General features: G+C 40.7%; 3 protein-coding genes. All 3 read left to right on the top strand.

Translation table 11 applies throughout. The features are described 5' to 3' along the window. The coding region (locus BUB35_RS18275) for a hypothetical protein (protein WP_072854060.1) at nucleotides 1-288 on the top strand (288 nt) is incomplete at its 5' end. A gap of 44 nt (nucleotides 289-332) precedes the next feature. Next, nucleotides 333-1,253 (top strand): hypothetical protein, encoded by a 921-nt coding sequence (locus BUB35_RS18270; RefSeq protein ID WP_242949290.1) that lies wholly within the window; start codon nucleotides 333-335, stop codon nucleotides 1,251-1,253. Between the two features lie 50 nt (nucleotides 1,254-1,303). Next, on the top strand, nucleotides 1,304-1,794 hold a 491-nt coding region (locus tag BUB35_RS18265), incomplete at its 3' end, for a DNA adenine methylase (RefSeq protein ID WP_200777634.1).

Raw genomic sequence — 1,794 nt, 5'->3', positions numbered from 1 at the left:
ATCTGTGTCAGATTGGTGCTTCCGGTAGAAGAAAATGAAATCTGGATTGCTCTTCAGAAGGCAGAAATGGAATCGTTGGATGACTGCGAGATTTCGGATGTAGATTGTGATGTGGAGGAAGCACAAGAGTTTTTGTGTTCTTTGGAAATCAGCAGAATCAATATTTTTGAACTGAATGTTTTTGCTGGTCTTCTTTCTGCATTGCCAGAAGATGAATTGATGCTTTATCGAGAGAAATTAAAAGATAAGCAGCCCAAAAGCCTTGAAGAAGCCATTTATGAGATTTGACAAAGACAGAAAAAATTGCAAAGGAGGTGTAGCCGTTGAATGAAGTGATAAAGCAAATGCAGAAAAGAATTGTGGAAGGCATACAGCTTCCAGATAAGAAACAGCAAAATCAGTTAAGAAAAGATGTGGAACAAGCACTGCAGGAAAGCATCAAGGATTTAGCAGAGCATGGCGGCGGACCACAAGCAGAAGACAGGTTTTGGAAACGATTAGAGCATATTGCAGCCAAAGAGCCGAAAAATCGAATCATATATCAGCACTATCAGGATATTAGTTATTTCTGGCAGTATACAGAAAACTGGTACAGCTGCTATCCGCCAAACTTAAGCGAGGAAGAAAGAGAAAAGTCACTTTGCACTGTGGAGATAGAAAGACCAGACAGCGAAAAGTATGGAAGTTATCTCACAGCGTTTTTGCCATGTGATTCGGAAGGGCTGAAGAAGTTTTTTGAAGACAACGGTATTGATATGAAAAACTGTGATATTGGTGAGATTTATTGCGGTTCTGAAAAAACAAGTGTACTGACAGAAATTTTTGAAAGGATGCCCAGACAAGACATAGATATTTTTCGGCTCAACGAAGTGTTTAGCAGATTTGAAAAACTGCCAGAGGAAATGCAGCGTGTATATGGCTTGACGCTTCAATTAAAAGAACCGAGAACTGTAAAAGAAATGATCAACCTGATGGACCATCTTTCGGAAGTCTGCGTGGTAAACGGCATTCAAAATGAAAACCAGTTAGGTGAGTTTTTGGTGGAAAATGAACTTTTTGACACGACATTTCCTAATGAAGTGTTGCCGTATCTTGACTACACAAAAATAGGCCGGGAGTATATGCAAACACATAAAAGTAAAATCATTCATGGTGTGTATGTGGAGGATACTTCTTACTATGAAATGGTGCAGATTGGTCAGGAATCAACAGACGAAAACGAACAAAGCGATGATTATGAAATGAAGCTGTGAAAGGAAGGGATTAAAATGGATAAAGGCTCATAGAAGTGAGGCGATGAAATATGGTAAACAGCATGATCCCATGGATCGGTGGAAAACGATTGATGCGTGAGTTCCTCATTGCACGTTTCCCACCGCAATATGATAAATATGTAGAAGTATTCGGTGGTGCTGGTTGGGTGCTTTTCGCCAAAAAGCCGGAAAGGTTCGAGGTGTATAACGACGCCAATTCCAATCTGACCAATATGTTCCATGTGGTAAAGCATAAGCCCATGAGCTTTGTAAAAGAGCTTGGTTTTTTGCCGCTGAACAGCAGAGCAGAGTTTGATCTGATGCTGGATTGGCATAGAAAGCAAGATTTTTCACTGCCATATCAGACAGAAGAAATGGCACTGGCTAAGATTTATCTTTCACCAATCGATTTTGGTGAGTACAAAGAACTGATTACAACACAGGCGGAACTGGGCGATGTGAGGAGAGCAGCTACATTTTATAAGCTGATCCGCTACAGCTATGCGGCAGGTGGAAACAGCTTCAATGGTCAGCCGGTAAA

The organism is Anaerotignum lactatifermentans DSM 14214, assembly GCF_900142265.1.
GTDB lineage: Bacteria > Bacillota > Clostridia > Lachnospirales > Anaerotignaceae > Anaerotignum > Anaerotignum lactatifermentans.
Note: the sequence above shows the minus strand (reverse complement) of the source record. Positions and strands in the feature narration are given on the sequence as shown.